General features: G+C 37.3%; 23 protein-coding genes and 2 tRNA genes. 2 read left to right on the top strand and 23 right to left on the bottom strand.

What is annotated here, in order from left to right:
* Positions 1-9: 9 nt before the first annotated feature.
* The 7 genes from MHI40_RS00375 to MHI40_RS00345 all read right to left on the bottom strand — a co-directional run bounded on the left by MHI40_RS00375 (position 10) and on the right by MHI40_RS00345 (position 9,495).
* Positions 10-930, bottom strand: a complete 921-nt coding sequence (locus MHI40_RS00375; protein ID WP_340761091.1) for a peptidyl-prolyl cis-trans isomerase — start codon at positions 928-930, stop codon at positions 10-12.
* Positions 914-1,795, bottom strand: coding sequence for an Hsp33 family molecular chaperone HslO (gene hslO, locus MHI40_RS00370; protein WP_340761090.1), 882 nt, complete (start codon positions 1,793-1,795; stop codon positions 914-916). Before hslO ends, MHI40_RS00375 begins: the two co-directional genes overlap by 17 nt.
* Positions 1,796-2,578 (bottom strand): type III pantothenate kinase, encoded by a 783-nt coding sequence (locus MHI40_RS00365; protein ID WP_340761089.1) that lies wholly within the window; start codon positions 2,576-2,578, stop codon positions 1,796-1,798. It abuts the gene before it with no gap.
* Between the two features lie 114 nt (positions 2,579-2,692).
* Positions 2,693-4,693 carry an ATP-dependent zinc metalloprotease FtsH gene (gene ftsH, locus MHI40_RS00360; RefSeq protein WP_340761088.1) on the bottom strand — a complete coding sequence of 667 codons (2,001 nt, stop codon included), beginning with the start codon at positions 4,691-4,693 and terminating at the stop codon, positions 2,693-2,695.
* 97 nt (positions 4,694-4,790) lie between these two features.
* On the bottom strand, positions 4,791-5,333 hold the full coding sequence (hpt, locus tag MHI40_RS00355) for a hypoxanthine phosphoribosyltransferase (protein WP_093538651.1): 543 nt from the start codon (positions 5,331-5,333) through the stop codon (positions 4,791-4,793).
* A 19-nt stretch (positions 5,334-5,352) separates the two neighbouring features.
* On the bottom strand, positions 5,353-6,744 hold the full coding sequence (tilS, locus tag MHI40_RS00350) for a tRNA lysidine(34) synthetase TilS (RefSeq protein WP_340761087.1): 1,392 nt from the start codon (positions 6,742-6,744) through the stop codon (positions 5,353-5,355).
* A 378-nt stretch (positions 6,745-7,122) separates the two neighbouring features.
* The gene (locus MHI40_RS00345; protein WP_340761086.1) at positions 7,123-9,495 is read right to left on the bottom strand and encodes a SpoIIE family protein phosphatase; all 2,373 of its coding nucleotides are present in this window, start codon (positions 9,493-9,495) and stop codon (positions 7,123-7,125) included.
* A gap of 226 nt (positions 9,496-9,721) precedes the next feature.
* On the opposite strand from MHI40_RS00345, the gene MHI40_RS00340 reads away from it, so the two are divergent.
* Both MHI40_RS00340 and MHI40_RS00335 read left to right on the top strand, forming a co-directional pair.
* Positions 9,722-9,795: transfer RNA gene (locus tag MHI40_RS00340), tRNA-Met, on the top strand.
* Between the two features lie 8 nt (positions 9,796-9,803).
* Positions 9,804-9,875, top strand: a tRNA-Glu gene (locus tag MHI40_RS00335).
* Positions 9,876-9,988: 113 nt separating this feature from the next.
* Here the strand turns inward: MHI40_RS00335 and MHI40_RS00330 are convergent.
* The 16 genes from MHI40_RS00330 to glmU all read right to left on the bottom strand — a co-directional run bounded on the left by MHI40_RS00330 (position 9,989) and on the right by glmU (position 25,972).
* The gene (locus MHI40_RS00330; protein WP_340761084.1) at positions 9,989-10,438 is read right to left on the bottom strand and encodes a DinB family protein; all 450 of its coding nucleotides are present in this window, start codon (positions 10,436-10,438) and stop codon (positions 9,989-9,991) included.
* A 26-nt stretch (positions 10,439-10,464) separates the two neighbouring features.
* The gene (locus tag MHI40_RS00325) at positions 10,465-11,670 is read right to left on the bottom strand and encodes an EAL-associated domain-containing protein (RefSeq protein WP_340761083.1); all 1,206 of its coding nucleotides are present in this window, start codon (positions 11,668-11,670) and stop codon (positions 10,465-10,467) included.
* A 163-nt stretch (positions 11,671-11,833) separates the two neighbouring features.
* A complete protein-coding gene (locus tag MHI40_RS00320; protein WP_093496479.1) occupies positions 11,834-12,268 on the bottom strand; it encodes a S1 domain-containing RNA-binding protein in 435 nt (144 codons plus the stop codon).
* Between the two features lie 139 nt (positions 12,269-12,407).
* Positions 12,408-12,803, bottom strand: a complete 396-nt coding sequence (locus tag MHI40_RS00315) for an FtsB family cell division protein (RefSeq protein WP_093538646.1) — start codon at positions 12,801-12,803, stop codon at positions 12,408-12,410.
* Positions 12,804-12,822: 19 nt separating this feature from the next.
* Positions 12,823-13,326 carry a spore cortex biosynthesis protein YabQ gene (yabQ, locus tag MHI40_RS00310; protein ID WP_340761082.1) on the bottom strand — a complete coding sequence of 168 codons (504 nt, stop codon included), beginning with the start codon at positions 13,324-13,326 and terminating at the stop codon, positions 12,823-12,825.
* Positions 13,323-13,625: a sporulation protein YabP gene (gene yabP, locus MHI40_RS00305; protein WP_093538644.1), complete on the bottom strand. Its 303-nt coding sequence runs from the start codon at positions 13,623-13,625 to the stop codon at positions 13,323-13,325. The genes yabQ and yabP overlap by 4 nt, the downstream gene beginning before the upstream one ends.
* A gap of 711 nt (positions 13,626-14,336) precedes the next feature.
* Entirely contained in the window at positions 14,337-14,627 is a 291-nt protein-coding gene (locus MHI40_RS00300) for an RNA-binding S4 domain-containing protein (protein ID WP_340761081.1), read from the bottom strand.
* A 4-nt stretch (positions 14,628-14,631) separates the two neighbouring features.
* Positions 14,632-16,092 (bottom strand): nucleoside triphosphate pyrophosphohydrolase, encoded by a 1,461-nt coding sequence (mazG, locus tag MHI40_RS00295; protein WP_340761080.1) that lies wholly within the window; start codon positions 16,090-16,092, stop codon positions 14,632-14,634.
* Between the two features lie 13 nt (positions 16,093-16,105).
* A complete protein-coding gene (locus tag MHI40_RS00290; RefSeq protein WP_340761079.1) occupies positions 16,106-17,716 on the bottom strand; it encodes a putative polysaccharide biosynthesis protein in 1,611 nt (536 codons plus the stop codon).
* A 79-nt stretch (positions 17,717-17,795) separates the two neighbouring features.
* Positions 17,796-18,332, bottom strand: a complete 537-nt coding sequence (gene spoVT / locus MHI40_RS00285; protein ID WP_340764319.1) for a stage V sporulation protein T — start codon at positions 18,330-18,332, stop codon at positions 17,796-17,798.
* An 86-nt stretch (positions 18,333-18,418) separates the two neighbouring features.
* Positions 18,419-21,952, bottom strand: a complete 3,534-nt coding sequence (mfd, locus tag MHI40_RS00280; protein WP_340761077.1) for a transcription-repair coupling factor — start codon at positions 21,950-21,952, stop codon at positions 18,419-18,421.
* A 59-nt stretch (positions 21,953-22,011) separates the two neighbouring features.
* A complete protein-coding gene (locus MHI40_RS00275; protein ID WP_340761076.1) occupies positions 22,012-22,248 on the bottom strand; it encodes an anti-sigma-F factor Fin in 237 nt (78 codons plus the stop codon).
* A 41-nt stretch (positions 22,249-22,289) separates the two neighbouring features.
* Positions 22,290-22,853 carry an aminoacyl-tRNA hydrolase gene (gene pth / locus MHI40_RS00270; protein WP_340764317.1) on the bottom strand — a complete coding sequence of 188 codons (564 nt, stop codon included), beginning with the start codon at positions 22,851-22,853 and terminating at the stop codon, positions 22,290-22,292.
* An 87-nt stretch (positions 22,854-22,940) separates the two neighbouring features.
* Positions 22,941-23,543 (bottom strand): 50S ribosomal protein L25/general stress protein Ctc, encoded by a 603-nt coding sequence (locus MHI40_RS00265; protein WP_340761074.1) that lies wholly within the window; start codon positions 23,541-23,543, stop codon positions 22,941-22,943.
* Positions 23,544-23,619: 76 nt separating this feature from the next.
* Positions 23,620-24,579 carry a ribose-phosphate diphosphokinase gene (locus tag MHI40_RS00260; protein WP_093538639.1) on the bottom strand — a complete coding sequence of 320 codons (960 nt, stop codon included), beginning with the start codon at positions 24,577-24,579 and terminating at the stop codon, positions 23,620-23,622.
* Positions 24,580-24,601: 22 nt separating this feature from the next.
* Positions 24,602-25,972: a bifunctional UDP-N-acetylglucosamine diphosphorylase/glucosamine-1-phosphate N-acetyltransferase GlmU gene (gene glmU, locus MHI40_RS00255; RefSeq protein WP_340761073.1), complete on the bottom strand. Its 1,371-nt coding sequence runs from the start codon at positions 25,970-25,972 to the stop codon at positions 24,602-24,604.
* Positions 25,973-26,011 lie beyond the last annotated feature (39 nt).

The following is a 26,011-nucleotide window of genomic DNA, read 5'->3' as shown; positions in this document are numbered from 1 at the left end:
ATATATGAATTACTCACTATAAACCCAATCTGCATCAAACTCTTTCCAAAAAGCTTCTTGTGTAACTGATTGTGGAATTTGATCAAGCGCCAGTTCTCTGCGAATATGATCTTGTACATCAGGATAGGAAAAGGATTTACCTTCGAATATACTCTTCACCATTGCTACAGCGAATCTTCCATCCGCTAATGTAATTGGTTTACTCCATTTACCTTTTTTCGTCTTCTGAATTGCATCAATTAAAACTTTATCCACCGATTCATTTCCTTCGGATATATAACCGATATCTCCACCTAGACTTGCCGAACTTGGATCAGCAGATCGTTCTCTAGCAAGTCCTTCAAAAGACGAACCATTTTCTAACTCTTTTGCAACTTTTTCGGCTTCAGCCTCTGTGCTTACATAAATGACACTTGTTCGATAAGATGTTGCAGTATTGTATAGATTTTTGTTATTGTCATAAAATGCTTTAATCGCCTCGTCCTCAATGACAATATCCTTGGCTAATACTTTTTCTAGAATTAAGCGAGAACGAATACTCTTTCTAACAAGGTCTTCATCATTGGTTTGTAAGGACACGCCGTCTTGCGTTGAACGTATTAAAGCAAGTTCTAAATCCACTTCGTCATCCGTTACTTTAATCTTATATTTTTTAGCCGCAGCTTCCATAACTTCTGCATTCACAATATCTAACAAAACTTCTTTACCGTAGATAGACTCCATAGAAGCCATCCATTGTTCTTTCGTAATAACTTTTCCCGCTACGGACGCAACTTCTTCCGAATCATTAGATTTAGTCGTATCGTTTGGTATTAACCATGCGATGAACCACAGTAAATTACCTAGCAACAGGATACTCAGAACAACTAATACCGGTTTAGTTTTTAAGCGCTTTTTAGTAGGGGCATTATTATCATGCGTTAATTTCATCGATAAATGACTCCAATTCATCTACTGAATAATTGTATTTCTCCATACAGAAATGACAGTGTGCTTCGGCCCCTCCGTCTTCTTCGATCATTTCACGAATTTCCTTTTCACCTAGTGTGAAAATGGCCTTCCCGAATCTTTCTTTAGAGCAATTACAATCAAAAGAAACTGGTGCAGAATCTAAAATCCGAACATTATCTTTACCAAGAATTTCAAATAGTATTTCTTCTGGAGTTAAACCTCTTTCGATTAGTTTAGAAACAGGCTCCATCTTAGATAAATGCTCTTCAATAATTGTAATCGTTTCATCATCTGTTCCAGGTAGTAATTGTATTATAAATCCGCCAGCCGCCAGAATAGTGTTGTCTGGATTTACAAGAACGCCAAGTCCAACAGAAGAAGGAACTTGTTCAGAAATAGCAAAATAATAAGTGAAGTCTTCGCCAAGTTCACCCGATACAATTGGAACTTGTCCTGTAAAAAAGTCTCGCATGCCCAAATCTTTTACAATCGTAAGTGTACCTTCTGTCCCTACAGCACGACGAACATCTAATTTACCATGTTCGTTTAAATCGAAATGGGTTTGAGGATTAGTTACATAACCACGTACTTCACCTTTTGCATTACTATCAATAATCATTGGACCAATTGGACCATTTCCTTCTACTTTTACCGTTATTTTATCCTCACCTTTTAACATAGCACCCATCATTAGTGAAGCCGTCATCGATCTTCCAAGTGCAGCAGATGCGGTTGGCCAAGTCCCGTGACGTCTTTGTGCTTCTCCTACTGTGTCAGTTGTACGAACCGCAAAGGCACGTACACTCCCTTCAAATGCTATAGCTCTTACTAAATAATCACTCATCTATTTATTACCTCTTTCATCAATATTTCGTTGATATATTATATATAAACCTTTCAACGTTAAGAATGGATCAATAACATCCATTATAGTCGTTTCGTCCCCTATTAAGGAAGCCATACCACCTGTAGCTATTACTTTAGGTGTTTTCTTTGATACTTGCTTCATACGGTTTACGATACCTTCCACTTGCCCTACATAACCGTACACGATTCCTGCTTGCATTGCAGCAACTGTATTTTTCCCAATGACATTTTCAGGCCTTGTCAACTCTATACGCGGAAGCTTACTAGCTCTATTAAATAGGGCATCTGTTGAGATACCTATACCCGGAGCAATGGCCCCACCCATATACTCTCCAAGTTCATTGATAAAACAATAGGTCGTAGCAGTTCCAAAATCTACAATGATTAGAGGACTTCCGTATTCATGAATAGCAGCTACCGCATTTACTATTCGATCGGCCCCGACTTCACGCGGATTTTCATATTTAATATTCAATCCCGTTTTGACTCCAGGACCAACCACAATGGGCTTAATGCCAAAATATTTTTTACACATAGCTTCTAAGGAAAACATAATAGGTGGAACAACAGAAGAGATTATGATGCCTTCTATTTGATCAAAAGAAATGGCGGCATGAGTAAATAATGCCTTCACCTGCATTCCATACTCATCTTCCGTTTTTAAACGATCTGTCTCCATACGCCAGTGATGTATCAGCTTATCGTTTTCGTAAACCCCTAACACAATATTAGTATTTCCTGTATCTAAAACAAGTATCATCTAGCTTATCCTCACCTTTTTGTTGCGTTTCCCACACATCATACCATATATATATACGAAGAAAAAAGCTGATTGCCTCGAGTTATAAGGAGGCAATCAGCTTATTCTTATCTATTAATCTCTACGTTCTTCTTGAACTGGGCTTTCTGTTTCTCTTAGTGAACCCTCTTCTTTTGGTAAATCACTAATAGATGGATCCGCAGGTGCACCTACTGCATCCGATACTTCTTCTTTCTTCAGCTCAATAGCAGCTTTTTGATCTATCTCATCATATGAGCGTTCAGGAAGGGTACCATGCTCTTGTAAATGCATTATTTGAGCAGCATCTAGTGTTTCTACCTCTAGTAACGTTTTTGCGATTAATGTTAATAATTCACGTTTTTCCGTTAATATTTGTTTCGTACGAGTATACTGATCTTTAATCATTATTTGCATTTCTTGATCTATTTCATAAGCAATTGCATCCGAATAGTTTTGTTCAGAGTTAAAATCACGACCTAAGAAGACGTTGCCTCCTTGTGCTTGACCGAATTGCATTGGCCCTAGCTTGTCACTCATCCCATATTCTGTAACCATTTTTCTAGCAATACCTGTTGCGCGTTGGAAGTCATTATGTGCTCCGGTAGAAACTTCACCGAAAATAATATCCTCTGCTACACGACCACCAAGCAAACCAGCAATCTTATCTAGTAATTCCGGTTTTGTCATGAAATAACGATCTTCTCTAGGAAGCATAACTGCATATCCACCTGCTTGACCACGAGGAACGATTGTTACTTTATGAACGATATCTGCATCATCTAAAGTTAAACCAACAACCACATGCCCTGCTTCATGGTATGCAACAATATTTCTTTCTTTTTCAGAAATGACTTTTCCAGCTTTTGCCGGACCTGCAATAACACGGTCAGTCGCTTCATCTATATCTCGCATATCGACTTTTTTCTTATCACGTCTAGCTGCTACTAAAGCTGCTTCGTTTAATAAGTTTTCTAAGTCTGCTCCAGAGAATCCTGGTGTACGCTGTGCAATCGCTTTTAAGTCAACTGATTCATCAAGTGGCTTATTACGAGCATGTACTTGAAGTACCGCCTCACGACCTTTAACGTCTGGACGACCTACAGTAATTTGACGGTCAAAACGACCTGGACGAAGAAGTGCTGGGTCTAATACGTCTGGTCTATTTGTTGCAGCAATGATAATAATACCTTCGTTTGCACCGAAACCATCCATTTCAACAAGTAGTTGGTTTAGTGTTTGCTCACGTTCATCGTGACCTCCACCAAGTCCAGCTCCACGTTGACGACCTACTGCATCAATCTCATCTATAAAGATAATACATGGTGCATTTTTCTTAGCGTTTTCAAACAAATCACGTACTCGGGAAGCCCCTACTCCAACAAACATTTCAACGAAATCCGATCCACTAATAGAGAAGAACGGCACGCCAGATTCACCCGCAACTGCACGAGCAAGTAATGTTTTACCAGTACCCGGAGGACCTACTAATAGAATCCCTTTAGGTATACGAGCTCCAATTTCCACGAATTTGCGTGGATCTTTTAAGAAATCTACTACTTCAACTAGTTCAGCTTTTTCTTCATCTGCACCAGCAACATCATTAAATCTAACTTTTTTCTTATCATTATCGTATAACTTCGCCTTACTCTTACCGAAGTTCATCACACGGTTACCACCGCCTTGTGATTGGCTTAATAAGAAGAAGAATAAAATGATAATAATTAAGAACGGCAATAATCCAGTGAAGAATTGAACCCAACCACTTGTTTTAGGAGTTTCTTTATATTCTACAGGCACTGAATTGGATGTTGCCAATGTATAAATTTTTGTTTGTAAATCTTCGCTATTATATGGGAGAATCGCTAAATACTTTTCTCCTTTTTTATAGCCTTTCATTTCACCTTCAGCGTAATATACACCCGATTCAGGTTGTAATGTAACACTTGTTACTTCTCCTTTTTCCAGAGAAGTCATAAACTCGTTAAACTTAATATTTTTAGTAGTCGTATTGCTCGTGTTGAATGTAGCAAAAATCCCAACGATTACAAAGAATATTAATAAGTATAATATGGCGTAGCGCAATGCTCGATTCATTCCCAGCCTCCTCACAAGGTAAACAGAAAAACTAATGATTATCTTATCATACGAATTTTTGGACGTACAATGAAAAGCCTTTTAACTAGGCTTAAAACTAAAAACTGTAAACTTCTTTCTTCAATACACCTACATATGGTAAGTTACGATACTTTTCTGCATAATCTAATCCGTATCCAACCACAAATGCATCTGGAACTTCAAAGCCTACAAAGTCTGCTTTTAAGTCTACTTTTCTACCAGTTGGTTTGTCTAACAAAGTAACAATTTTAATCGATTTTGCTTTACGATATTTGAAAAGGTCCACTAAGTAACTTAATGTCATCCCGCTATCGATTATGTCTTCGATTATTAAAATATCTCTTCCTTCCACACTTGTGTTCAAATCTTTTACGATTTTAACCTCTCCAGAAGAAACTGTTGCATTGCCATAACTTGATACATCCATATAATCCATTTCAATGTATGTATCCACACGTTTCATCAAATCAGACATGAAAGGCATTGCACCTTTTAAAATTCCAATTGCTAGTGGGTATTGATCCTTGTACTCTTCAGTTAATAAGGCTCCCAATTCACGTGTTTTTTGATTGATTTGTTCCTCAGATAACAGAACTTCTAAAATATCCTTTTCTAACATCGTTAAATCCTCCTATGGCTTAATATCTCTTCACGTATAATACAAAATTTTGCGTAGTTCTATTCTTTTCAAGTTGCTGCCCGCAACGAAGACCTATTACAGCCATTATATCATTTTTAGCTGATATAAGTATTGGCCAACCCTCTCGTTTTTCACTCGAAATTTTTTCATCAATAAACAATCGTGAAACTTTTTTTGGAGTAGACATCCCTTTTAAATGTATTCGATCTCCTTCTATCCTCGTTCGTATAGAAAGAGGTAATGAATCACTATCCAATTGGATAAACCACTTTTCATCGGAAGGAATCTGCTCGTTTAAGTTTCTAGTCAAGTATATCGAATAACCAGTGCCAACTTCTACCCAGCAGTCTTCATCAATTATTTGACTTTGAATTGGTAGAGACTTTAGGGGAGCGGAGGAAAACTGGATTTGACTGTAATGACGTATGAGGGAAAAATCTTTTGGTAAATGAATCACTGTATTCCCATCCTGCTCATTACAAGCAGTTAAAATAGATTCAATTAAGCGATTATTTAATAGCGCACTAGAGCTATCATACAGATACTTTAATAGTATTAGAATCACTCTTCTTTGTAAAGCAACTGGAATTTCCCTAAACTGCTTTGAATCCATAAAAAAGCTCGATTTACTTTTAACTGTCACAAGCTGGTCAAACTTCTCTTTTGCAAGTGTCTGTAAAAAGTCGTCATCTTGTTGTTGTTTTTCTACGAACGTCCGGATACTATCGGCCACATGTAAATTTTCTTGACGCAAAAGAGGTACAACAGTATGGCGTAAACGATTTCTTGTATATGTATGTTTATCGTTACTGGGGTCATGTCTAAATGCTTGTTTTTGAAACTGAACATAATCCAAAATCTCATCCTTCGTTACACATAGGAATGGACGAATGATGCTACCGTTTGAAAAAGGTCTTGTTATCGGTATTCCTGTAAGAGAAGATGCCAACGTCCCTCTTACCAATGACATTATTATTGTTTCTATCTGGTCATCAGCATGGTGACCGAATACTAGCTTATCAAAGTTTTCTTGTTTCATAACAGTATCAAAGTAAGCATACCTTTCTTCTCTGCATATCACCTGAACATTTCCACCTTCTGCCTCGACTCTAGAAGGCACTTCCAGTGTAGTGCCATAAAAAGAAATGTCTAATCGAAAAGCTAATTGTTCAACAAAGTGCATATCTTCTGCCGACTCTGCCCCTCGAAGCTGGTGATCCGTATGAACAATACCCAGCTGTAAATTATATAACTTCTTAAGTTCATGAAAGGTAAGCACTGCAGCAACCGAGTCTGCTCCTCCAGAACAAGCTAGAAGAAGACGATCACCCCTTTGTATTAGCTGGTACTTATCTATATATTTTTTTACTTTTAAAATGAAAGGATGCATTTTTCCACCTCTATTATTGGTCCCTCTCCTAGTGAATACTCGACCTGACGGGTCCGCACGATGAGGGTTATGCAGTCTAGGACACGATGTGCATCCTAGACTACCCTTCCCTATAGGAGCTTTCGCTTTTCTTCTCTGTCTAGCTACAGCGCCTTGCCCTTCGGGTCACTTCAGAATCTCGAGAAAGGCAAGGTCGCCTTTCCATGAAATTCTTCCAGTGCCTGCCAGGGCAGACATAGGCGCTTTCGCTTTTCTATTCTGTCTAGCTACAGGTGCCAGCCTCTCGAGTCGCTTCAGACAAGCGGTTAAGGCAAAGTGCACCTTTACCGTTTGTCTTCCAGCGCTGGTCGAGGCTTACGGGCACCTTTCGCTTTTCTATTAGTGTACCATTCTTTCTTGGTGTTTGGCTGTTTGGCGTGGTGTGAATAGGGACCATTCTGGTACTACATGCTCTACATGCATGAAAATAACTGTGCGGTCGTCTCCTGGTAGTGAGTAAGTTTGTTCTAACATTTTCACAAAGCGTTCTGCATTCATGGTTGGGTCTTGTAGTATTTTTTGATAATATTGCTCCTGTTTTTCGACAGTCGTGTTTCCTGAGAATACACCGTCTGATAGCATAACCAATACATCTCCGTCTTTTATGTCCATTTTTCTGGCTTCTATTGAGAAAGTAGGTAGGAATCCGAATGGGACATGTTTGCTTTCTATTTTTCTCATTTCATTTCCGCGAATTAGATATGTCGACATACTTCCGGCCTTCCAAGACCACAATTCTCCTTTTTGCAGATCTATCAATGCAAGGTCTACAGTTGCATAGCTATCATTGTCATTTTGTAGACTCATCATATAGTGCAGTGTATGCATGGTTGTTTCTGGATCCATTTTTTTATTTAAACACTCCCTCATGAACTGCATAACACGTCTACTTTCTCTATGCGCCTCTACATCATTCCCCATTCCATCTGATAAAATAACTGCCATCAATCCTGGATGCAATGGGAATACTGCATGGGCATCCCCCGAATAGATGGTGTTTTTACTTGATGATGTATACACATCATGTGTAAGTTGAAAACGAACAGACGATTTGCACGTTAATTGAATATGCTCGTATGGGTGATGGATTTCTTTCATAGATGTAATTTCAAACGGTTCGTTCAACAGGTCATATAATAATGGAACAATTAAACGTTCCCCTACCATTTTTGCTCTTGCTTCAATTGGTAAACAACAAACAATCTCCATTTGTCCTATCTCAATATTCAACACATCTATTTGGAAGAAGGGAATATTTGCTTGTTGGAACTTTTCTTTAATCACTTCTTCATGAGAAGAATACATAGTTATATTGTTTTCTAAATTGCTCATCAACCCACTCATGTGATTGCCCATGTCTTTCAATTTGAGCGCAAACATCTTCTTTCCATGCTGTAATTCATACGTAAGCTGTTGTTTAGCTTCTTTTTCCTTCAGTTCATGCATCACTTGTATTGGTTTTACGCATTTATATTGAATTCGATTCTCTGTTTGCATTCTAGACTTTTTAGGTTGGTCTTCCCATTCCTTTATCAATACAGGCATACCATTGGATTTTTCTCCCCAACATTTTTCATATTGAAAGCATGAACGACAAATTGGGAGTGGCACTGTTTTTTCATCCTTTCTCAGCGCCTTCGAATCAAATTTCTCCGATATAAACCGTGTGATAAAGTCGACAAAATGCTGAAACTCTTGGAGCTGATGATTTACTTTTTCTGTCATCCACTTTTGTCTTCTTAAAAGAACACTTGTTGTATCAGGATACAATTGATCTTTCAATTGCTTAATCCACGCAGAAGGAACCATAAAGAATAATAGAGAGGCAATTACAAGTGATCCTATATATACAGAGTCTAAAGGTAAGGTGCGATCATATAATATAAAGAAAAATGTTGCACCGAGCATACTAAACGCTTGCCACAGTCTCCCAAAAGGCTTATGAAGTCCTGCCAAGAAGCCAGTTACCGCGTAGACAGCGATCATACCGCTAAAGCTAAGCTTCGAAATACTTAATATTGTTCCAGAAAGTACAGCTACTACCGTTGCCAGTTGGACTCCTCCGATTGCCGCTGATACCGCTATGACCAAATGAGCCGCCATTAACGGAATCGATACGTAACCAAATATATACGAAGACATTCCAGTCAAGACAAGTGCTCCTATAAGTAATGCAGCGCCCATTCTTTCTCCTGTCCACCTTTTGTGCAATAGGTCCGGAAAGGGAAGAAATAACTGAAACAAAAATATGGTCATAAATAGACTTAGTATGCCTTCATATCCAATGGCTAGCCAGATTGAAACTGGAATCTCTCCCCCATAAGAAACGAACTGCCACACAATTTGTATACATACGACGTCTATTAGTACATATAAAGGTAGTGGGATCTTCCTAATAAATCGATTTTGATAAAACGGAAATAATAATGCCTGCATAGCATGAATAATTACTTGTCCAAATCCGAGAGTAAAGCTTCCTAGAATAGCACCTGCAACTGTCCAAGGCACGAAACGTTGAAACCTCAGATTAACCAGTGCCCAAAGAGGAAGGAAAAATGGAACCGAGGCCTCGAACAATACAACTTGTGCTAGAAAAAATGATAGAAGTAGAAAAATGATAGAAAAGAAAAGCGTTACTCTCTTGGCTTTGAAACCCTCCATAATCTTTCTTATCGATATACCGCGTTTTTGTTCCTGTTCGTAAACCTTCAAAGCGAATACCTCCTATTCAACTATTGATGGAAGTATACCTAGTATTACTACAAAAAGTATGTCTGTTTCTGACGTGAACTTAAAATAACTTTTCGACTTCATCAGCTAATAAATTAAATGATTTGAATATTTGCAACAAACTTTCTTTTAATCTTTTTAAAATTCTCTTAAAGAAGCATTGACACTTTGGCAAAACGCTTGTAATATATAATTTGTTCGTTAAAACGGCGGCCTAGCTCAGCTGGCTAGAGCGTACGGTTCATACCCGTGAGGTCGGGGGTTCGATCCCCTCGGCCGCCATATTTTACGGCCCCTTGGTCAAGCGGTTAAGACACCGCCCTTTCACGGCGGTAACACGGGTTCGAATCCCGTAGGGGTCATCTCAAAAAGCAGTTCCTAAGAATTTTAGGAACTGCTTTTTTATGTTGAAAAGTATGCAATTTGTCGAAGTTCTTTAAAAAGATTCCTTTTAACCTTACAAATGCAAGACCCTTCATAGAGCCGATATTTGTTTTCTATGGTGCGCATCATGCTCCAAAAAGTCTGTGAAATAACTACGAACAGTACACTCACTATTACCAATATAAAAAACTTTGTTCCAATCTATTTCATCAATTTGCTGAAGTTTTTCGATAATTTTTTGACGTTGTTTTTTGGCATAAGAAAGGGTTTCTTTAAATGTTTGTTCATGAGCAAGGGCTGCGGCTTTTGCGTTAAATGCTTCAAAATCAGGATACCCTTCAAACCTTTCCCCTTCTTTCATATTTGGTAGGCGCTGTTCCACAGTAAATCGGTCCCATTCTGCAAGATGCATCACTATTTCATTTGGGGACCATTTTCCGTTCGCATATGGTGCAGTTGCTCTTATTTCGTCTAATATATATAAAGAATCCAGCCAATTGATATATTTATTATAAGATTTTAATAGTTCCTCTTTCGTCACAAGCTTAGCCCCCATTATTTATGAGTTTACCTAAAAATATTATATTTAAATAAATAGTCGTATGAGATATCAATAAACAAATATTCCCTATCGTTAAGTGGAATGGAGAATGTACGCATCATTTCTCCTGTTTCAATGTCGCTATACATGTCCGAAAATACACCACTTTGGTCATTACGCATTTTTATTATTGTTTTTAAGAAGTATGGACGCCAACTCCAATTTTTGTTGACAGCATCCTCTTGCACTGTCCACTTTTTGTCGACTTGCATAATATTAGGGGATAGTTGAAATCCATCTTCATTACAAATATATATTCGGAATGAGCAATCATTTAACTCTTCTGCAAGTAATAAAAGCTGCTCTATATTGTCACTAGTTGGATTTATATGTCCAATTGCTGTTTCTAACATATTCTGCAAATTTTTTAATTCAATATATTTCTCTTCAAGTAATCGCTTTTCTGTTGTTATAAATTGCTGAAACTTTTCTTTAAAATGATCTTTTAACAATTCTCTTGAAACTGTATCTGCTTGAGCTGTTGCTAGATATTTCCCCTGATAATATCGTCCGCCATTTTTCCAAGCAAATTGAAGTTGGTGTACACTATCGATCCCTTCAAACAGCATATTAGCCCCTATCTTCCGAGCAAGCGATCCTAAGGATGTAAATAAGTCATTTTGCGCACTCCAAGACTCATAACTCAATTTTTCTATATTTACTTTTAATATATTTGGTGACAACATTTTTATATAATCTATATGACTTTCCGAACCTACCTGATTTATAGCTATCTTTATACCGTAAGTACGGTAATATTTCAGTATATTACTAAGTTTACCAAAATCACCTTTATAATCATGTTCTGAAAGGACTAGTACAATTCTTGAAAGAGAGTCTTCTGAGACAAACTCATTAATAATATCTAAGTAACTCTCTCCATAGTCTAGTATTAGTAAATTCGCGTTGCACGGCAAGTATATATCATAGTCATTAGTCTTTTCCAATAACTCTGATAGAGCTAAGCGCAATATTTTACGTTCAACTTCTAATCGATACTCTACCGGAATATCCTCATCATATGCAAAGGTATTTAAATTTATAAGCTGCTCTTTGTTGACTAACTTCCCTAATACTTCATACGCAATTACAATATGTTCGTCCGCACTAAAAATTGGTTGATAATATGCTTTAACATGTTCTATATTCGTTAGTACATCCATTGCATCCATCTAATAACCTCCTTGAAAATTCAAACATATCTATGTTTTTAATGTTACCTTACTTTAAGGATATGCTTAATCTTCTATTTTGTGTACAAAAAAAAGGTGTTAGCATAGCCCAACACCTTTTCATCTATATGACATTTTTTCTACCTATAAAACAGACAGCAAATTATCCTCTTTTAGCGCCTCTGCCACCGCGCTTAGATTCTGTCGCGCGCTTCAACGTAGACAAACGATCTTCGCTATCCTTCAAGAATCTAGTCATTTTTTGCTCAAAATTCTCTTTCATTGGACGATCGCGATCATTTGGACGATTATTACCACCACGTGGACGTTGAGGACGTTCGGGTCTCTCTGGTCTTTCCGCTTGAGGCTTTGCTTTTCGAATAGATAATCCGATTTTGCCATCCGCTTCAACATTCATCACTTTAACTTCAACCACATCTCCAACCTTCAGATGCTCATTAATATCTTTTACATAATTGTCCGCCACTTCACTAATGTGAACAAGACCTGTTGAGCCTCCTGGTAGTTCGACGAATGCTCCGAAATTTGTGATTCCTGTTACTTTACCTTCTACCTTGCTGCCTACTTCAATTGACATAAAAAAAATGCTCCTCCTTAAAATTTAAGCGACTCTTTTTTCGAACTTATACGCTTTTCCGTACAAATCCCTACCTTTATTATAGCTAACAAAAAAAGAGTGTCAATAAGACTACTCTTTTGCTTTTGTTTTTTTAAAGTTATTTTTCTTCTTTTCCAGGCAAAGTGAATATTATTTCACCCTCCTCAGAAAGGAAATATTGCTTTCTTAATAGTTTGCCAATGTACTCATCATCGTTAAGTTTTGAAATTTGCACTTTAAGAATTTCTTGCTCTTCCTTAACTTGTTCCAACTCCTGAGCCACTTGCTCTTTTTGTAATTGTTTTTCTTCATATGCACTTTTGCTATTCAATAGGGTAGATACTAATAATCCAACTAAAGCAAAAGATAAAATTGTAAATAATACTAATCGTCTAGCTAAACGAACCTTTTTTGCTTTGATCCGATTTTCTTGGCGTTCGATAGAGCGAACATAATCAGTATTAATCGATGCAATTTGTTTCCGTGTAGGTATGTTTCTTTGCTTCTCTCCCATTTTGCTCTCTCCTATCAAACTATTTCAATTTTTTTGTGTACTTTCTATTATAACGGAAGTTTGGCTTTTTCTGAAGGGCCAAATGCCACGTTTTTCGAAATATATATTGAAATGGTTTTAAGATGAAGGAGATGAGCATCCAAATAAGATGAATAACTTTATTAATAACTATCCAAATGAAATGAATTATCCACCAAATTGGTTGGAAGATCAAACGCAAGATAATTCTACCTGTTAAACGAAACACTGGCTGAAATAATTGATCGTATAAGAGAATACCTACTATTTGTGCTAATGGGTCGTAAATTCTCCATACGCCATCCCGCACATCAAAAAGTATATAAAATGAGCCTAAACCCAGTGCGATCCAAACAAATACCTCCAGTACTACACGATATTTATAAACGTAGGAACGCCTCGGGAAACTTTCCGTTATAAAGCGCGTTCCTTCGATTATTGCCCCTACCAATACCCCACTACAGACCATTAGTAATAGACTAAAGAATTGTAATGAGAGTGTCATCCGAATAATTTATGAAGTAATCCTCTAGCTCCGTCTAAACTTTGCTCATCATCATATTGCATTGCTCGAACGATTCCTTCCAAAGTTAATAATCCTTTATCAACATCAAGATGGACAATTTTTAAGTCTTCTCCTTTGATGTGAAGTATACCTTGAGAAGTTCTCACATAAAATTCTTGTTGATCAAATTTTTCAATAGATTTTACAGACGTTAAGTCCATGCGCTTACGATTTCTAAGCGAAATCAAATGGTCCCCCGATGGAATAGTAATTGTTTGATTTTCTGCTTGATATTGCATATATACTCTCTCCTCTCTTGTCCTATTTTATTGTATGCTCCAAAAAAAAAAGCATGACAAACTACCATGCTTTTTTTCACAAGAAACTATTTAATTTCTATTTGGTACTTCTTTAGATTCTCGAGTACCTGAATACTAAAGAATTAGATCTATGGAATAATAACACTACTGATTTCCGTTACAGGTGGAGTTCAAAGGCTAAGAGCGCCACTCGTGTGGCAACGCCTTCGTGACCAACATCCTGTTGGCCTCCGAGGGGTGAGCGATGAGCTATCACCGTCGGAGTCGCCACCTTTCACTACAATCAATTATGTGAGTAGTACATTACTATAAGAGTTGAATTAGGAATACTATTTCATCATGAAGGATGAAGAAAGTAGATTTTCTATTATCTAGTGGAAATCTAGAGAAATAGTAAGTATATAGCCAATAGTGAAGCGAAGTAGCTCGTAAATTGTATCCTCATGAGCTTCCTCTTTAAGTAGGAAAGTATTATATCTCTAGTTATCTCAAAATGCACTAACCTGTTTCTAAGAGTTATAGAAGGATGGCGGACAGACAAAAGCCATAAAATTTCCGATAGAAAAAGAGGCATGATGTGACTTCTGTCACAACCACCTCTTTAAAAATTCACTCGGTAATAATGTAGCGACCCGCCAGTCCAAAGCCATTCAAATACTACAGAAACAGTTTTAGACGTAAAATATCTAACTAATCTTCATCATCAATAAATTCTGGATCTACTTTTTCTAATCTCTCTTCTTTTATAATTGTAAACATCAATGATGCCTCTTCTTTTTTCGCAGAATCTCTAACCGCATCTACCGATGCAGTTACTACTTTTTGACCAAATCTAATGGACAATTCATCCCCAGCTTTTACATCTGCGCTTGCTTTTGCTACTTTGCCATTAATCGTTATTCTACCTTGGTCCGCTACTTCTTTTGCTAATGTTCTACGCTTGATAAGTCTGGAAACCTTTAAGTATTTATCTAATCTCATTTCGTCACTGCCCCTCTAATTTTTTAGCTTCTTTCCAAAAGATATCTAGCTCTTCTAAAGTATAGTGAGAAAAGTCTCCTTTTCCACTCTTCACACTTCTCTCTATAAATTGGAATCTGCTTTTAAACTTTTTATTTGCCTGAATCATTGCCTGCTCGGGAGATAAACTATAAAAACGCGCTAAATTTACAATAGTAAATAGCAAATCACCTAATTCATCTACTTGTGAATCTTTTGTACCCTCCGCTAATTCTTTCTTCCATTCGCCGAGCTCTTCCTCAAACTTTTCCCAAGCCCCTGAAACGTCTGGCCAGTCAAAACCAACCTTCGCAACTTTCTTTTGATAATTAAAAGAAGTAAGCAAGGAAGAGTCCGCTCGCATTTCTCCTTCTAATAAAGAATCACCAGAATCTCTTTTTTCTTCTGCCTTTATTTGTTGCCAATTACGGAGAACGTCTTCCGTGCTATCTACTGTTACTTCACCAAATACATGAGGGTGTCTACGAATCATTTTGTCAGAAATAGCGTTTAATACGTCTTCCATACTAAAATATCCGTTATCTTCTCCTATTTGTGCATGTAAAAACACTTGTAACAGAACGTCGCCTAATTCTTCTACAATATGATCATCGTCTTCCTCGTCAATCGCCTGTAGAAGCTCATACACCTCTTCTACAGCGTATTTCTTTAAGGTTGTATGTGTTTGTTCCTTATCCCACGGACACCCGTTAGGACCCCTTAGTTCAGAAACAATTTGCCGAAGTGTTTGCCACTCTTTTAAGCGATCTTCTTTTTTATAGATTGGCGGAACGTATAATGTAGTAAGATTATCTAACTTCATCACTCGGTCCAGTTCAAATAATGGGACCTTCGTTAAACTTTCTGTAGCAGACCCTGCAGCAGTTACAATCGTTACCTCATAGTCGTCGGGATACTTTTCCATTAGAGTTAGCTTTACTTCGGAAGCACTAAATGCATCATATACTTGTCCAATTAGCACATGTGCATTCATTTGAACTTCATCACGCTTAAAGCTTGTTCCGTCTAGTAATTGAAACCCTTCAATGGGATCAATCCGTAAAGCGCCAAAAATGGGGTCTAGAAAACTTTGTCCACCTTCTATACGGATTTTAATTTCCCCTTGTTTTTCCGCTTCAATTAAGAGCTGAACCGTTTGTTCGGCAACTAATGGATGTCCAGGTACTGCATATATAACTGATTGCTCTTGTGCCAATTCTAGAAGCCGTTTTACAATTTCTTCATAGACACCTTCGAATTGATCATTATTTTCGTACACTGTATCGAAACTAGTGAAGGAAAGTCCTTCTGCTTTTAGCTCTTCTAAAACTGGGTGCTGCTCCGTCCGAACATACAAGTACTCGGCCGTTTTTAACTTTTTATATATACCTAATGGCAGCTGATCTAGGTCACCCGCTCCAAGACCAATAATCGTAATTTCATTCATATTACTCACAACCTTACTTTTCTTTATTTAACCAAAGCTGAAAAGTCGCCATTCGTCTACCAAATGGCAATAGAAACCACTCTTTCTCTGCTATCACACGATCTTTTGCTATACTTACTAAAAAAATTGCCGCACCCAACATAACTGCAGTTAACGAAATGACAACCGATTGTATTCTACTAGAAAGATTATCAAATAACACGGCATCAGCCAATACTACATAAGCAACAACACACACGATCATTAATAGGGAGGCTTTTGTAATCCCTTTATAGAAAACTGCAGGAGCAAATTGGATATTCCAAGTCTTTTTAAAATAATAACACATCAACACATAGATAATCGCTAAACTAACATTACCTGAGATAGCTGCTCCTAATACTCCATAATTGGGGACCAGTAAACTATTTAACAACCACTTACACAAAACTCCAAGCAGCAAGAAAAACGTAGGTATCTTCACCATTCCACTGCCCTGTAACATTGCCATTAATGTAAGTATTAAAGACATCCATACAATTTGAAAAGAAAAAACCATTAACGTCATAGATTCCTCTTTTGTTTGAAATAGCATCTCATTTACATATGGAAGAACAACAATTAGCCCTAGAGCTGCCGCAATTCCAAAAGTAAATGCTACTCGGTATGTTAGTTGCATGAAAGGCACTGCTGTTCTTCCCGAGTTTTTACCCATCCGGTGCGCTACCAGAGGAACGATTGCTAAAGAAAGCGTAGATGCTATGACAATACCTAATTGGACAAGTGGTTGTCCTCGGTCATAGACGCCTTTTTTCTCCATTGCCTGTTGTCTTTCCATACCACTTTCCATCAGGACTTGAAAGACTGTAAACGAATCGACTAGCTGAAATAGTAAGAATAATAGTGCACTTATACTAGCACTTAAGCTCAGTAGCGTTAAGTTCTTTATAATTGGCCACACAGGTACATTTTGTTGAGCCTTTTCAGTCTTTGTATGTTTCATCGATTTCCAATAAATAAAGGATAGTAGTACGACGCCAGCTAATTCACCTGCCACTGCACCATACATAGCCATACTTCCCGCCTTATATAGATCAAAACTTGTAGACACGATAATCCAAGTACCAAATAATATGACAAAAACGCGCACTGCCTGTTCCAACACCTGTGCATAAGCCACTGGCTGCATGCGCCCATCCGATTGAAAATCCCCTTTTAATACAGCAAGCATGGGCATTAGTAAAATGACGAAAGAACCAGCTTTTAATAACTGCGCAAGATTTGCATCACCCATAGCTTCAGCTAAGAATCCAGCTCCCATAAACAATAAAATAAAAAATAAAATAGAAATAAATCCGATATAATAAAAAGTAATTTTTTTTATCCTTGGAATAGCATACTCTTTTCCAAGCGCTTTATAATCCGATAGTATTTTAGACAGCGCAACTGCGAAACCAAACGATGTCCAAGTAGTGATAATGCCAATGAATGGATACACTTGTTGGTATATATAAAATCCTTCATCGCCTACTAAATTTTGAAAAGGCACCCGATAAACAGCACTTAGTAACTTGACGATAATAGCAGCAATCGTCAGCATAGCTGCACCCTTCATATAAGTTTTCATATTCCAGTCATTACTCATAACCAATCCTACTCCCATAATACGATAGGAATAGTATAACAAAAAAAATCTTCCTCTTTTGTAGAAGAGGAAGATTTTATTAACTTTCCATTTGTTTTGCCAAAAAGTTTGCTGCAGTTTCAATTGCTTTTAGTTCAGCTTCGCCTATAAAATGTACTTTTGAAATAATGAGTACAGCTCCAATTGGATCTCCCGAAGCAATAATCGGGGCAATACAATATGATTTTACAGTTTCAACTACTCCAGGAATCCACTCAACTGAGTTTTCATGTTTCTCCATTACGATGGAGCGCAGACCTATAATGTCTTCAATCCCAGGACTTAACCTACGATTCAAATAATCCTTCTTTGAGAGTCCCGCTGCTGCAATCATTTCGTCACGGTCACATATTAATACCGGAGTACCTAAAGTTTCATATAAGGTTTCCGCGTATTCTTTCGCAAAATCTCCAAGCTCACTAATAGGTGAATATTTTTTTAAGATTATTTCTCCTTCTCTATCCGTGAAAATTTCCAATGGATCTCCTTCTCGGATTCGAAGGGTTCGACGTATCTCTTTGGGAATTACTACTCTACCTAAATCATCAATACGACGTACGATGCCTGTTGCTTTCATGTAATATGCCTCACTTTCGACAGATTGGAAACTAAAGTTCATTTCTGCCATAGTATGCATCATGTTAGCCAAAAATATGCAAAGACCTATTTAACATCTGCTATTTCTTTTTTAGATTCAGGCAAAAGTCTCATCATTTCTTCCAATACATCAAATGGATTAAATTTACCTGTTTTACGTTCATCAATTGTCAGTACTAAACTACCGTTATCCATATTAAAACCAACCGCACGTCCATACTTCATAGATTCTTCTACCAGTTTCGCTCCATTAATATCCCTTGTTCCTTCTGCACTTATAGAAATTGATATAACTTTGTTTACTTCCTTAATAGATTCTACTCCTACTTCTATGCCCCAAATTTTCATACGGGCTATACGAAGTAATTTTTCTGCTTCGAGAGGTATATCCCCGAACCGGTCTTGGAATTCATCTAGGAGATCAAAATATTCCTCTTCTTTTTCCATTGCTTTAACACGTTTATACATTTGGATCTTTTGGTATCCATCAGGAATATATTCATCGGATATATAAGCATCCGTAGATAGGACAATTTCCATATCTGGTATATCTTCTTTTTTAATACCAGTACGTTTTTCCGCAATAGCTTCTTCTAACATTTGTGTATAAAGGTCAAACCCAACTGAGTCAATAAAACCATGCTGTTGAGAGCCCAATAGGTTTCCGGCACCCCGAATAGATAGATCACGCATTGCAATTTTAAAGCCAGAACCTAGCTCTGTAAATTCTTTTACAGCCTGCAATCGTTTTTCTGCGACATCCGTCAAAACTTTATCTCTTTGATGCATTAAATAAGCATAAGCAACACGATTAGATCGTCCTACCCGACCACGTAGTTGATATAATTGGGAAAGTCCCATTTTATCAGCGTCTTGAATAATAAGTGTATTTACATTTGGGATATCGATACCTGTTTCGATGATAGTCGTAGTAACTAAAACATCGTATTCTCCCTCTATAAAGCTAATGATAACGGACTCTAATTCCGTTTCACTCATTTGTCCATGTGCAAATCCTACCCTTGCAGTTGGAACTAACATTTGTATTTCATCTACTTTTCTCGTAATATCTTCCACTCGATTGTATAGATAAAATGCCTGTCCCCCGCGAGCTAGTTCTCTTTCAATTGATTCACGGACTAGCCCACTATTTTGCTCCATCACATAGGTTTGAACCGGGAAACGGTTTTTAGGGGGAGTTTCAATGACAGAAAGATCACGTACTCCAATCATCGACATATGTAATGTACGAGGTATAGGTGTAGCTGTTAACGTCATGACATCTACATTTGTCTTCATTTGTTTAATCCGTTCTTTATGTTTAACTCCAAATCGTTGTTCCTCATCCACAACTAAAAGACCTAGGTCGTGATACTCCACGTCTTTGGATAGAATTCTATGTGTACCTACCACTACATCTACTAGTCCTTTTTTCAACCCACTAATTGTTTCAGTTTGTTGTTTTTTGTTGCGGAAGCGGCTTAGTAGACCAACCTCAATCGGAAAATCTTGAAAACGTTCTAACATAGTCTCATAATGCTGTTGGGCCAATATAGTTGTTGGGCAGAGAAAGGCTACTTGTTTACCTTCCATGACGGCTTTAAATGCTGCTCTGATGGCAACTTCTGTTTTTCCATAACCTACATCTCCACAGACTAGACGATCCATTGGTCTAGGTTTTTCCATATCCTTTTTCACTTCTATTATAGTACGAAGCTGATCCTCCGTTTCCTCATAAGGAAATGCTGCTTCAAAGGACTGCTGCATATCGCTATCTGGTTCAAATGCATAACCTACTTCTGCTTCCCGTTTTGCATAAAGCTTTATTAACTCATCCGCAATATCTTGAACTGCTGCTGATACCTTTGTTTTGGTCTTCTTCCAATCTGCTCCGCCTAGCTTATGAAGTTTTGGATCTTTTTCACCAGATGCCACATACTTTTGAATAAGATCTATTTGATCAACAGGAACAAATAATTTATCCTCTCCACGATAACGAATATGAAGATAATCTTTGTGAACTCCATTAACATGCAATGTTTCGATTCCAATATATTTCCCAATACCATGATGTATATGTACAACGTTATCTCCTGGTTTTATCTCGGAGTAACTTTTTATACGCTCCGCATTCGTTACCTTTTGAGCTCTCGTTTTTTTCTTATGCTTTTGTTTAAACAACTCAGAGTCGGTAATAACAGCTATTCTTTGTAATGGAAGTTCAAAACCAGCTTCTAAATCTCCCTCTATGATAAAAATACCAGGTGACATCATATCATTGGCTGAAGCACCTAGTTGTGAGGGAATCTCATAATCTTCTAACACTTCATGTATTTTTTGGATGCGATCTTTCCCATCCGCTAGTATAAACAAGCGGAACTTCCCTTGCGTAAATCGCTCGATTTCATTCTTCAATAAATGCATTTGTCCATGGAAGTTTTGCATTGGCTTACAAGAGAAACTAATATTCTTTTTAATCGAAATTCCTGAAAAAGTACGAGAGAATAACGAAAAGTATAGCTTTTCATTAGAAAACATCTGGATGATTTCTTTTAGATTAAAAGAGGGTTTTACACGGTGTACAGTTTTACCTTCTTCTAATAATGAAAGAATCCAATCATTTTCCTCTCTTTCTAAAGTCTCTGTTACTTCTTGAATTCTTCCAAGCTCATCAAATAAAACGGTTCCATTTTTGTTAAAGTAGTTCCCTAAAAAACTACTAGTCTCTTCCAGCAAGGAAACATATTTCATATACTCTTGCGGTTGTTCGCCTTGCTTTAACAACTCAATATCTTGCTGAATATTTTGGTAGAAGAGATCCCTTACTTCTGGTATTTTAACTTTTTCTAGACTTTCGGCTAATGCCTCTTCTAATTTCTCTGCTAACAGCATTTTTTTCTCTTCAGTTAACACAAATTCTGTAGCGGGTAAAATTCGTATATCTTTTCGTTTTTCCAACGAGCGTTGGTCTTCTGCAGAAAAGGTCCGAATAGAATCCACTTCTGTATCAAATAGTTCTATACGAATAGGATTTTCTAGATAAAGTGGATAAATATCGATTATTCCTCCGCGTATAGCGAATTCTCCAGGTGCTGTCACCATAGACTGGCGTACATACCCCATATTTACAAGCCTTTGTAAAAAGGAATCTAAACTGATCTCTTCCCCTTCTGCAATCGATATGCTACTAGCTTGCCAGTCTTTTTTGGAGGGCATATGTTTTTTTAACCCCGCAATAGGAACGATATAAACACCTTTATCATGTGTTAACATATGATCTATTGCTTCTAGTCTTTGTGCACGAAGTTCTGGACTGGCAACAGATATATCAGCTGCAATTAACTCATCCGCAGGATATAAACGTACATGGTCCTCCCCAATTAGTTTTACTAGATCCTCTGTTAGTTTTTGAGCATGCAAAAGGTTAGGCGTTACGATTAGTATAGCTCCCTGCCTTGTGTTATAAAGCATATTAGTAAAGACAGCTCTAGCACTAGGAGTAAGACCGGTTAATAACTGTTGGTCTCTACCACTCTCTAATTCTTTTACTAGCTTTTGTATTTGTGTGTCTTCCATCAATAAGTTACTTAAAGGTTCCATCTGTATACCTCCAATCTAAATAGAAAAAGGCTTTGTGCACGAAATTCGTGCCAAAGCATCTACTGTATCCATTTTTTTAACGCATAGTAATTTGGGAATTTTTGAAGGGACTCCTGGCACTCTTCACAAATACACTGCACAGTGTAGTCGCCCTCTGCTTCATTTTTAATGTATATATGTTGATCTTCTTTTGTAAGCTCATGTTTTTGTAGAAACTGGTCATCTATGTGATCGAATGGCAACTGCCCAATTTCTGTTTCACAATGGCGACATTTATAACGAATTGGCATAGCCATAAAACCTCCTTTTTAGGAAGTATAGGCTTTTTCTTTACTTTTTATGCACCATTGTATGTATTCATTACATCTAGAAATTTTTTCGTTACCCAATCTTCACATGCATTTGCACTATTCTTTACAGCATGTATCATTTCTATTTTTTCATCTTCACTAAAATTTGATAACACATAGTCCGGAACTTTCATACCATTTTTAGGACGGTCTACACCAATTCGAATGCGGTTGAATTCCTGAGAGCCTAAGTGTTGGATAATTGACTTAATACCATTGTGTCCACCAGCACTACCTTTTTGTCGAAGTCGTAATTTCCCTACCTGTAAGTCTAAATCATCATAAATAACAACTATTTCATCATCATTTACTTCATAGTAATCCATCATTGGTACAATACATTCCCCAGATAGATTCATATACGTTAATGGTTTTAAAAGCATAATTTTTTCAGTACCAACATGCCCAATACCGTACATCCCATTAAATTTAGACTGTGTAAGTGGTATATCTAATCTCTTAGAAAGTTCATCGATTACATGGAAACCAATATTGTGACGCGTAGCCTCATATTGTTTCCCTGGATTTCCAAGACCAACGATAATTTTCATTCGTTCCATTCCCTTATTACAAGTTTTAATTAATTTTACCATATATAAAACAAAAGAGGTTGCCTAAAGACAACCTCTTTTGTTTTATTATTCTTCTGTTGTTGTTGTTGTTGTTTCTGGCTCTTCCTCAGTATCCTCTGTTTCCTCTTCTACTCGAGGTGCCGATACTGTAACCAATGTATAGTCATCTTCGTTTGTAATTGGATAATCCACTTTTTCTCTAATATCTGCTACGGTCAATGTATCTCCGATAGCCATTCCAGATACATCTATATCAATACTATCTGGAATATCTGAAGGTTTCACAGTAACTGTAAGTTCGCGATTTGGCTGTTGAAGCATACCACCTTCAGAAACACCAACGGAAGTTCCAGTAACATTAACTGCAACATTTACTTCTAACTCTTCTTTCATGTTGATCGCTAAAAAGTCGGCATGTATCATTTGTCCTTTTAGAATATTCGTCTGATAGTCACTCAATACAACGTTTACTGATTTACCATCAATGTCTAATTTCATGACACCATTACGACCAACTTCACGAAGTGTTTTTGTAAAGTCCTTTTCACTAACAGCGATAGACTGAGATTCCACTTCATAACCGTATACTATTGCAGGTATAAACCCACTATTTCTAAGTTTTGCATTTTCTTTTTTATCTCGTTTTTGTGTTTTCACTACTGTACTCATAATATTCTTCATCCTCCTGAATTGCGTTCTATAAATATAAATACCCATCTTCAGGAAAGTTCAAACATTTTAGAAATTAATCAAACAATGTACTAACTGACTTTTGTTCGAAAACACGTACAATTGCATCGCCTAGTAATTTAGCAACTGACAATTCTTTAATCTTCGGTGACATTTTATCATCCGATAATTGGATTGAGTTTGTAATAACTAGTTCTTTAATAACTGAGTTATCTATACGTTCAATAGCAGGACCGGATAATACTGGATGCGTACAGCAAGCATAAACTTCTTTCGCTCCACTTTCCATCAATGCTGCTGCTGCAATAGAGATAGTTCCAGCTGTATCAATAATATCGTCTATTAGAATAGCCGTTTTCCCTTCAACATTACCTACGATATTCATAACCTCTGCCACATTCGGACGAGGACGACGTTTATCAATAATAGCAATTGGTGCTTTAAGGCGATCTGCCATCTTACGAGCACGAGTAACACCACCGTGATCAGGAGACACGATTACCAATTCTGCCGGGTCAAAGTTTTTACCTAGGAAGTAGTCAGATAAAATTGGTGCTGCAACTAGATGATCAATTGGAATATTAAAGAATCCTTGGATTTGTGGAGCATGTAAATCAAGTACAATTGCACGAGTTGCACCTGCAGTTGTTAATAGATCTGCTACAAGTTTAGCCGTGATTGGTTCACGAGCACGTGCTTTTCTGTCTTGACGTGCATATCCGTAATAAGGAATCACTACACTAATTGTACGAGCTGAAGCACGTTTTAGAGCATCAAGCATTATTAATAGTTCCATAATATGTTCGTTTACAGGACCTGAAGTTGACTGAACAATGAATACATCGCATCCACGAATACTTTCTTCGATATTGATTTGTACTTCACCATCACTAAATCTAGTAACTGTACTTTTACCTAGAGGTACTCCTACTTCTTTTGCGATTTCTTCCGCTAATTCCCTATTGGAATTTAGTGTGAATATTTTCAACTTCGAATTTGCATATTGTTCTGGCATGATTGTCCTCCTGGATAATGGGTTATTTTATGTTTAGTTTGTTCACATAGCCATCTTTGTTCTCTTGTCGTGCTCTTCCAATTGCAAGTGCTTCACCAGGTACATCCTTTGTAATAGTGGAACCCGCTGCAACATAAGCTTTTTTTCCAATAGTCACTGGTGCTATTAAGTTTGAATTACATCCAACAAATGCATCATCTTCAATTGTTGTGGTAAATTTATTTTTTCCATCATAATTCACTGTAATTGTTCCACAACCCACATTAACATTAGTTCCAATTGAAGCGTCACCCATATAACTTAAATGAGAGATTTTACTTCCATTGCCAACTGTTGACTTTTTCACTTCAACAAAGTTACCAATCTTCACGTCATTGCCGACATCTGATTGCGGTCGAATATGAGCAAACGGACCGATAGAGGTATGGTCCCCAACTTCGCTGGATAGTACTACTGACGAATGTATTATCGTTTCATCACCTATAGTACTTGATACTATATGGCTATTCGGACCAACCGTACAGTTCATACCAATGGTTGTTTTACCTTCAATGATAACTCCAGGTTGAATGACAGTGTCTGCTCCAATTATAGCTTCACTGCTGATATATGTATTTCTAGGATCGATGATTGTAACCCCTTCACGCATATGGTGTTGGGCAATACGTAAACGCATAGTCTCTTCTGCTTGAGATAATGCGATGCGATCATTCACGCCTAATATTTCTTCAAATTCATCTGCCGCATACGCTGAGATGATTTCGTTTTCTTTTTGTAAGATTTCTATGACATCCGGCAAATAGTATTCGCCTTGAGAATTATTATTATTAACTAGCTTTAATGATTTAAATAGTGCTTCATTGTCAAAACAATATGTTCCCGAGTTAATCTCACGTACAAGTTGTTCCTCTGCTGTAGCATCTTTTTGCTCTACAATACTTTGAACATTCCCATCTACAGAACGAATAACTCTACCGTAACCTGTGGGATTTTCTGCAATAGCTGTTAAAATTGTTGCTTTTGCTCCTGTAGATTTATGATGCTCCAACAAATCACTCATTGTTTTTGCTGTAATTAGTGGCGTATCACCACAAATAACAATAGTTGTTCCAGATAAGTTCTTTAACACTTCTTCTGCCTGTAAGACTGCATGAGCAGTTCCTAACTGTTCTTCTTGTAAAGCATATTCACTTCTTTCGCCTAATCGACGTTGTACTTCTTCTGCTCCGTGCCCTACGATTGTGACGATTTTTTTTACACCAAGTAGTTCCATGTTTGTTACTACATGTTCTACCATTGGCTTCCCACATACAGGATGTAATACTTTATATAAACTAGACTTCATACGTGTACCTTTACCAGCTGCTAATACAACCGCATAAGTATTTGTCATTTTTCAAGTTCCCTCCAGTGGGCTAATTTACTCTTTTGA

The organism is Psychrobacillus sp. FSL H8-0510, from assembly GCF_038008345.1.
Taxonomy (GTDB): Bacteria; Bacillota; Bacilli; order Bacillales_A; family Planococcaceae; genus Psychrobacillus; species Psychrobacillus psychrotolerans.
Note: the sequence above shows the minus strand (reverse complement) of the source record. Positions and strands in the feature narration are given on the sequence as shown.

Bases quoted from the DNA above. Each gene is read 5' to 3' on its own strand.
- MHI40_RS00375 (WP_340761091.1), bottom strand. From the start codon at position 930: ATGAAATTAACGCATGATAATAATGCCCCTACTAAAAAGCGCTTAAAA.
- hslO (WP_340761090.1), bottom strand. From the start codon at position 1,795: ATGAGTGATTATTTAGTAAGAGCTATAGCATTTGAAGGGAGTGTACGT.
- MHI40_RS00365 (WP_340761089.1), bottom strand. From the start codon at position 2,578: ATGATACTTGTTTTAGATACAGGAAATACTAATATTGTGTTAGGGGTT.
- ftsH (WP_340761088.1), bottom strand. From the start codon at position 4,693: ATGAATCGAGCATTGCGCTACGCCATATTATACTTATTAATATTCTTT.
- hpt (WP_093538651.1), bottom strand. From the start codon at position 5,333: ATGTTAGAAAAGGATATTTTAGAAGTTCTGTTATCTGAGGAACAAATC.
- tilS (WP_340761087.1), bottom strand. From the start codon at position 6,744: ATGCATCCTTTCATTTTAAAAGTAAAAAAATATATAGATAAGTACCAG.
- MHI40_RS00325 (WP_340761083.1), bottom strand. From the start codon at position 11,670: ATGGATGCAATGGATGTACTAACGAATATAGAACATGTTAAAGCATAT.
- MHI40_RS00320 (WP_093496479.1), bottom strand. From the start codon at position 12,268: ATGTCAATTGAAGTAGGCAGCAAGGTAGAAGGTAAAGTAACAGGAATC.
- MHI40_RS00315 (WP_093538646.1), bottom strand. From the start codon at position 12,803: ATGGGAGAGAAGCAAAGAAACATACCTACACGGAAACAAATTGCATCG.
- yabQ (WP_340761082.1), bottom strand. From the start codon at position 13,326: ATGACACTCTCATTACAATTCTTTAGTCTATTACTAATGGTCTGTAGT.
- yabP (WP_093538644.1), bottom strand. From the start codon at position 13,625: ATGCAATATCAAGCAGAAAATCAAACAATTACTATTCCATCGGGGGAC.
- MHI40_RS00300 (WP_340761081.1), bottom strand. From the start codon at position 14,627: ATGAGATTAGATAAATACTTAAAGGTTTCCAGACTTATCAAGCGTAGA.
- mazG (WP_340761080.1), bottom strand. From the start codon at position 16,092: ATGAATGAAATTACGATTATTGGTCTTGGAGCGGGTGACCTAGATCAG.
- MHI40_RS00290 (WP_340761079.1), bottom strand. From the start codon at position 17,716: ATGAGTAATGACTGGAATATGAAAACTTATATGAAGGGTGCAGCTATG.
- spoVT (WP_340764319.1), bottom strand. From the start codon at position 18,332: ATGAAAGCAACAGGCATCGTACGTCGTATTGATGATTTAGGTAGAGTA.
- mfd (WP_340761077.1), bottom strand. From the start codon at position 21,952: ATGGAACCTTTAAGTAACTTATTGATGGAAGACACACAAATACAAAAG.
- MHI40_RS00275 (WP_340761076.1), bottom strand. From the start codon at position 22,248: ATGGCTATGCCAATTCGTTATAAATGTCGCCATTGTGAAACAGAAATT.
- pth (WP_340764317.1), bottom strand. From the start codon at position 22,853: ATGAAAATTATCGTTGGTCTTGGAAATCCAGGGAAACAATATGAGGCT.
- MHI40_RS00265 (WP_340761074.1), bottom strand. From the start codon at position 23,543: ATGAGTACAGTAGTGAAAACACAAAAACGAGATAAAAAAGAAAATGCA.
- MHI40_RS00260 (WP_093538639.1), bottom strand. From the start codon at position 24,579: ATGCCAGAACAATATGCAAATTCGAAGTTGAAAATATTCACACTAAAT.
- glmU (WP_340761073.1), bottom strand. From the start codon at position 25,972: ATGACAAATACTTATGCGGTTGTATTAGCAGCTGGTAAAGGTACACGT.